Origin of the sequence: Staphylococcus sp. GDY8P57P (genome assembly GCF_017892585.1) — a bacterium.
Lineage (GTDB): Bacteria > Bacillota > Bacilli > Staphylococcales > Staphylococcaceae > Staphylococcus > Staphylococcus borealis.
Map to the genome: position 1 here is coordinate 144,400 of NZ_JAESLK010000002.1, position 7,421 is coordinate 151,820.

8 protein-coding genes and 1 pseudogene are annotated in these 7,421 nt (G+C 30.5%); all 9 read left to right on the forward strand.

Going from position 1 to position 7,421, the window contains the following annotated elements:
• Positions 1-242: 242 nt before the first annotated feature.
• The 9 genes and pseudogenes from KA878_RS00720 (at position 243) to KA878_RS00760 (ending at position 6,244) form a co-directional block, all read left to right on the forward strand.
• Positions 243-596 carry a pathogenicity island protein gene (locus tag KA878_RS00720; protein ID WP_193839615.1) on the forward strand — a complete coding sequence of 118 codons (354 nt, stop codon included), beginning with the start codon at positions 243-245 and terminating at the stop codon, positions 594-596.
• The gene (locus tag KA878_RS00725; RefSeq protein WP_193839614.1) at positions 589-948 is read left to right on the forward strand and encodes a hypothetical protein; all 360 of its coding nucleotides are present in this window, start codon (positions 589-591) and stop codon (positions 946-948) included. The genes KA878_RS00720 and KA878_RS00725 overlap by 8 nt, the downstream gene beginning before the upstream one ends.
• On the forward strand, positions 949-1,593 hold the full coding sequence (locus tag KA878_RS00730) for a pathogenicity island protein (protein WP_193839613.1): 645 nt from the start codon (positions 949-951) through the stop codon (positions 1,591-1,593).
• A gap of 482 nt (positions 1,594-2,075) precedes the next feature.
• A complete protein-coding gene (locus tag KA878_RS00735) occupies positions 2,076-2,429 on the forward strand; it encodes a pathogenicity island protein (RefSeq protein WP_193839612.1) in 354 nt (117 codons plus the stop codon).
• A gap of 24 nt (positions 2,430-2,453) precedes the next feature.
• Positions 2,454-3,161: a hypothetical protein gene (locus KA878_RS00740; RefSeq protein WP_193839611.1), complete on the forward strand. Its 708-nt coding sequence runs from the start codon at positions 2,454-2,456 to the stop codon at positions 3,159-3,161.
• Positions 3,162-3,223: 62 nt separating this feature from the next.
• Positions 3,224-3,682, forward strand: a complete 459-nt coding sequence (locus KA878_RS00745) for a pathogenicity island protein (protein WP_193839610.1) — start codon at positions 3,224-3,226, stop codon at positions 3,680-3,682.
• Between the two features lie 2 nt (positions 3,683-3,684).
• Positions 3,685-4,026 (forward strand): MarR family transcriptional regulator, encoded by a 342-nt coding sequence (locus KA878_RS00750; protein WP_193839609.1) that lies wholly within the window; start codon positions 3,685-3,687, stop codon positions 4,024-4,026.
• Positions 4,027-4,030: 4 nt separating this feature from the next.
• Positions 4,031-4,601 (forward strand): annotated as a pseudogene (locus KA878_RS00755) (terminase small subunit).
• A gap of 149 nt (positions 4,602-4,750) precedes the next feature.
• On the forward strand, positions 4,751-6,244 hold the full coding sequence (locus KA878_RS00760; protein ID WP_193839607.1) for an MFS transporter: 1,494 nt from the start codon (positions 4,751-4,753) through the stop codon (positions 6,242-6,244).
• Positions 6,245-7,421: the final 1,177 nt, after the last annotated feature.

The following is a 7,421-nucleotide window of genomic DNA, read 5'->3' on the forward strand; positions in this document are numbered from 1 at the left end:
TTTGAGTGAAAGGTTTTTAAGTAATGTGAAAGGTATAAAATACTTGATACTTTGGGGTTTTATGATGTTTCCTTTCACCTTTCACTTATATATTAATTCAATAGTAATTCATATAAGAAAATAAAAATATACAATATAGCAAAACTACTGAAATGTGAAAGGTATTATCTATAAACATTGATATGACAGCTTTAATTCACATTTCACTGTTTGATATTCCTTTCATTTAAAGGAGCAATGATATGAACAATGTAAAAATTAAGATTATTAAATATATAACAGAAAATGCTGGTACATCGTTTGTGGAAATCGAAAAGATTTTTGATGAGAATCATTTTGAATACAAAGGAAACGGGGCTTATACCAGTGCGGAGAATAACAACATTATCTTTTGGTATGGGTGGAACGAACAAGCTTTTAATGTCGTTAGTAGCTTAGTTAACGAAGGATTAATAGATATGAAAATATGTGAGCCAGTCATTTATATGGTTGACGGTAAAGAATTAAATTTACCAGTTTTAAAGTCATATGATATAGATACTTACCATTGGCTACCAATTACTTTTAGCTTGAATAAAGGGGTGTCGTATGAATAATTTAAAAGATAAAGTATTAGAATTTATTCGAGAGAATGGAAGCACTTATATATACGAATTAAAACCACTATTTGATGAAGTAGGTATACCATTTGAGGGTGATAGATCACTTACGTTTGATGGTGACAAGAATAAAGTGTTCTTTTACCACTGCACAACAGAATCAGGTTCAGTTGTACAGGAGTTGTATCAAGAAAACAAAATATCAATTATTCATAATCCACGATATGTTTTAAGCTATCTATTAGATGGCAAAGTACCACCATTACCATTGTCTATCACCAACGATGAACTAGATAAGCCCTCATGGATACCAGTAGTATTACGAATAAAAGATATAGGAGCAAACTAAATGAATATTGAAATTATAGCAAATGAATTTGAAACTAGAGCAGCAACATTATTAAGATATTTTACTGGACTACATGAAAGTAGTCATAAATTACCTATTGCATTTAAGATATACAATGATCCATTTAATACTGTGTATCTAATAAGTAAAGGTAAAATGTATGCTCATGTATTGATAAAAGATTGTGAAGTGAGAAAAACTTTTGAGATTGCCTCAGAAAAGCATACTGAGAAGCTCATAGAAAGTATTGAGGGGCATTATGCAGGTTATGAAATACCAGATGGCACACATGACACTATAAGCGATATGATGGCTGGTTTTATGTTTGATAATGAGTATTTTATGTATGGACTTGAGACGTTCGCAGAAAGTAATAATAGTGACATGTTCGACTACATGAGTAGAGATTTCAATATAGATGAACTTGAAGGCGTTCAATCTAGTAATGCAGATGTTATAGGTAATATGGAGGCATTGTATCAGTTAGCTACTGGAATTAATGAACCAGCACCAGAATTAGTAGAGGGCTTGAAAATCATTACTGAGTTTATCCAGAATGAGAAGGCGAATGAAGATGATAGTAAGGCATTGATTAAGCGACTGAATGAATTGAAACAGTCTTATTACAATGGAGTGAAAGCGTAAATTCATAGGTCATGCACTTAGTAGGTGCATGGCTTTTATAATGCTAAATAATGCTAATTTTTTAGGGGGATAAAATTGATTTTAATATATTCGAAATATTTAGCAGCGTCCAAATTTGGACTTTGCAAAAATACAAAGGTTATACAAAGGCAATCAAGAAAAAATAATAAGGGTAGATCAAAAAATAAACTAAAAAAAGCTAAGTGTCCAAAATTTCACAAAGGGCAAAAATACGCTCTTTTGTAGAACATATGTTCTTATTAGAGGAGCTTGTGAAAGTGTATGAAAATCTTTATTAATATTGTTATATCAGTGTTTAATCTGGATGATAAGAAATAATTAAAATCAGCAAAACAGAGAACATAAGTTTGCTTTTTAGGGATAAAATTAGTATAATAAAGGTAGTAAGAATTCTCGTTTCAAAGTAAAAAAACTACTCCTTTTTACATTTTTATTACGTGTAACGTCCATCGCGAGAAAAAATGGAGGTTATAACCGTGAAAGTAATTGAAAAAGAAATATCAAAGGTACCAAACGAATATTTAAGGATTTATGATACTATTCAAAACTCAAAAGATAAGTATATAACTAAGTCCAAGATACTTAACTTAATGGGGTATGAATCCAACTCAACTAATGAAAGATGGTTAAGAAATGCTATTAGTAGGCTGATTGATGATTATGGTTGCCCGATTGGGTGCAGCTATAAAAAGCACGAACGTGGGTACTATATCATCACTACTAATGAAGAAAAGCACCAAGCAATGCAAAGTCTTAAGAAGTTAGCAGACGGTAGTATGAGACGTTATGAGGCTTTAAAACGTATCGAATTATAAAATTAAAATGAAAGAGGTTTATATATGTACAATACAAACGCAACCAAAACAGGAAGTGCCTACGACGTACTTTTTAATGATCGAAAATATAAAGATTTATTGGATAAAGTAGATGAGTTTTTAGAAGAAACATTCATTATGTATCAGCGTGGTTATAGATTAGATGCGATTGATGAGAAACAAAAACCAAAAGTGACACAGATCGAAAATGAGTTTAAGCAATTTGCTAGTGATAAGATTAAGAATATTGAAAGTAGATTAGAAGAAATCGAAAAGGAATCGACAACCGAAAATATTTCAAACCCACAAGCTGAATTAATTAATAGACAAAATTTAAAAGCTCGATTTTCTTTTTACGATAACTCAGAAATCATTGAGTATGTCAGAAATGCTGACCCTAAAGAGATAGGTGTATATGAATTAAGTTTATTACAAAATATTTATGAGAATCGTTTTTCTGAAAATGAGCGAGGGCAAATTTTAGGTACTTTCACACAATTAAAACGAATGGTTTTACACCCGTATGAAAATAATGAAGAATATAACGATTTAGCATATCAATATAATATTTTAAGACAAATCGGTATGGAGAACAGAGGTTCAGTCATTAACAAAGATAAAGACGGTTATGTTGTTATCAAACCATTGGCAGACAGATATAACGAGCAATTAAAATATGCTAAAGCTAAAAAAGATGGTGCAAGAAAGCAAGCCTACGCTTATAGACAATAAAACATTATTCAAATGCCTATCCTTTATTGGGTAGGCTCATTCTATATAATGGGGGTATCATTGTGGACGAAAATATTAGTGCACCATATCAACAAACAAAAATCTCAGAATATGAGTTGTTGACCAAATACAATCCAAAGTATATCAATTCTAAAATTAAATTAGCCCAGTCACATATAAGCGAAATGTATCACTTAAGCACTTCGATAACGACATGTGACGATATTATGGGAGTGATTTCTGTCTCATATCCAGTTGATAAACTTGTGATATGGATTTGTGAAAAGAAAGCTGATTTGAAACGATTTAAAAATGATTCATCGGTACGTCTATCCTTATTAAAGCAGGTGCTAAATACCTATACAAAAGAAGAACAACAGCAGGTGGTTAGATACATGCAATCACATGGACGTATTAAGGCGTATGAGCTCATTGAACGAATACAGGTAGATTTGTACAACGTGGGTCATGGTAAGCCTTTAATTAAGGCTAGTGAACCCCAACAAGCAATGGTGGTGTGATTATGTTTGTTGGTGATAAAGAGACGCTTAAAACATTTATATTAAAGTACCATAATAATGTGGATGATGATTATAAGGATGTATCAGCTAATGATTTCTTTACGTTAAATGATGATGTAGACGAATATTCATATCAAACAATTAATGCAGATGACCATATATTTATGAATGACCTGGATATCCTGGTTGATCGTATTGCAGATTTTAGAGAATACAATATTTTTATGTTGCTATGTAATGGACGCACATTTGGTGATATAGCTCAAATACTAGAAATATCTAAAACAAGAGTCCAACAGTTATTTGATGGTTTATTAAATAAAATTATAGAAAATAAGGAGTGATTCAATGGACAAACTAACGCCTAAACAAGAACGTTTTGCGAATGAGTATATTAAGACACTCAATGTTACTCAAAGCGCTATAAAGGCAGGATATAGCCCTAATAGTGCACATGTAACGGGTAGTAGGTTGCTGCGCAAAGAGAAAGTGGACGAATATATTAAAAGTAAGAAAGATGAGATAATGGACGATACCATTTTGTCTGCAAAAGAAATATTATACTTACTTACTAAATCGGCTATTGGTGGGTGATGAGACAGAGACTAAAGAGGTTGTGGTTAAGAAAGGGACATTTCAACGTAATCCAGACACCGGACGCATGAACCTTGTGTATAATGAGCATGTGGAAACGGTAGACGTACCTATTAAGCCTAGCGATCGTTTAAAAGCACGTGACTTATTAGGTCGTTACCACAGTATATTTACAGATAAAGTAGATGTGAATGTAGCGACACCAATTTTTATTGATAGTATCGGTCAAGACGATGAGAAGAATGAGCGAGATTTAAAAGAGTTGGAAAAGCAATATCCTAACGCTGCATTTCATATTGATGATGTTGGGAGATTTGAGGAGTAATATATAATTTCACATTAAATTTGAATAATAGGGTATCTTAAAGTGTAAAAAATTGGTACAATTTATTAGTGGATTTACATTCCCTTTTGTCCAATCGTTAGTTTTTTATTTGTAATAATTAAAAATAACAAAATTTGGAGATGTTACTCATGGAGAGTAATAATTTAAGTAAGGCAAAAAAATTATTTGAAATCGCAGTTCTTATGATAATAACAGTATTCGGTATAGGAGCACAATTTTTTTCTAATTTAGTATTTAGTTTAAATCAGGGTTTAATTCAAAGTGCTTTTGGAATTGGATCAAAATATATTGTTTATCCTTCAATAATTGGTAATTTTGTTTTTGCTATGGGAGTGCCTTTAGGGCATACTTTTACGCATAGATTTGGTTTTAAAAGAAATTATATAGTTTTTGTTACAATATTCCTTATTGGGTCATTAGTTGGTTTGATTTCGTTTGACATAATATCATTAACTATTGCAAAAGTTCTTCAAGGATTTAGTGCTGGTGTGTTATTTTTTACATTGTTACCTAAATTATTCATCAAGTTTCCTGTACGTTTTCGTAATGTATTTTTATTTATGATTGTAATTGGTTTGTTTGGAGCCAATGCTTTAGGTGGGCTTACAGGTGGTTTATCATTAGAACTAGATAAATGGCATTGGGTTTTCATTGTTAATGTAATATCGTCAGTATTATGTTTATTATTAGGTAGTGCCTTGTTCAATAAAAAGGAGTATACCCAATATGAAAAAATTCCAATAAGTCTACCCACTATAGTGACGCTAATGTTAAGTACACTTTTTATTTTAATCCCATCACTTAACCTCATAAATACAAGTTGGTTTTCTATTTGGGTGTGGCCTTTTATACTAGTTGCTATACTTTTTATTGTAAATTTTGTACTTTGGAATAAAGAAGCAAAAAAACCATTACTACATTTCAGAACAATATTTAAGAAGAAACCAATAGTGGGTGCTACAATGGCAATATCATCGCATTTAGCATTATTAGCTGGTATTGCTGGTATAAACACTTATATTCTTCGTATACTAAAATTACCATTTATAAATATTTTGTGGTTTTATATCTTTTTTTTAATAGGCTTAATCATTACTGGTATAATAAAAATGTTTCTTTATAATTCAATGGGAGCAGGTATACTAGGTACTATTGGGTCAATTGCGCTACTATACGTGAGTGCACATTGGATTTTACTCAATAACATAGTTAACATTCCCCTACTTTATTTACAAGGATTGTTATTAGGTTTAGGAGCTAGCATGACATTAATGAGTGGTGCAATGGCCACATTATTAGATGGCGATCTTTCTCAAGCGGGAGAAAGGTCACAGGTTATGCATACTATAAGAAATTTTAGTGCGGCTATTTTAGTTCCGGTAATTGTATATAGCATGAAGAATAACGTACAAAAAGGTACTCAATCTTTATATAATGAAGATATAAGTAATCCATTAATATATATGAAAAAGTTACAGGATGTAGCTATTGAGGCTGACCATCAAATTTTCGTTATGATGATTGTATTTAATTTAGTTATGCTCATTGCCTCTGTGTTCCAAATGTTTTTAGGTAAAAGCAGACGTATAACTCCTCCAAGAAATATTAATATGTCAAATTAATTATTTTTATTGATAAAATGATTAATAGTTTTAAAAATATACAAATGTATTAGCAAATAGTATAATACTAATTAGGGCATCTCTACCTTTTGCAATTGCTTACACATATTTTTTAGTCTTCCGCCACACTCAATTAAGAGTGTGGTTTTTAATAATTTATTAGATGGATTTATAAAATACTAAAATAAAGAATTACATATAACTATAATTTTGTAATAGTACAATTATAGTTATAGTGCACAATGTATACAAAACAATCCAAATTATATAAATCACCTTATAACTATGATCTGTTAATTGAAAAAACATATATATATAATTAAAAAGTAGTAATAAACATATAAAACAAAGAATATAAAGACATATTATGACAAATGTCAAGAAACCAACACCTCACTAAAAACTTTATATTAATATATTAAGTATAACAAATATTATAGATTAATTAGGTGGCAATTGTGTTTATAAAATAATTAAATGGGTAATGTGTAGCATAACCCATTTTTCATTTATATCTTAGCACTACACCTATATGATGTAGGGTTTTTTTAACTGAGAAATGAATTTGTATAACTACAGTTATAATAATAAAATGTTGCTCGTATAGTAGGTTATTTAAAAATTATTGAACTTATTGAATTTTAGGGGTTATTTATTAAGGGCAGAAAAAGGCCATAATTTTGAAGAAAAGGGCAAGCATATGAACATGAATTTAAAGAATATATCAATATAATCGTTGCCCCAAATTACTTGTGTTTTTTTCAATTTTAACATTTTACACACAACTGAATAGACAACTTAAACGTTGCTATGACAATACTTATAACGATTTCTACATGAATAGATAAACGTATTAATGAACTCCCGCCGTCTCCATTATATAGCCTATAACCCTTGTGGTTGTAGGCTTTTTATTATAGAGCCGAGTAAAAAAGCGAATGATCCTTTTCTAGGCAGGTACTTCGGTACTTGCCTATTTTTTATTTTAATTATAAAATGCTCAAACTAAACTACCTATTAATCAGGAATGTGCTTATTTTAATGGCAAAACAGTTTTTGTACATTGATATAAAAATATGATCGTACACGTTGCAGACAGTGAATACAAATTTACGTATTACATTCATATCATCGAGAGGGTTACATACAAATATTGAGATAAAGTCCGTATAATTGT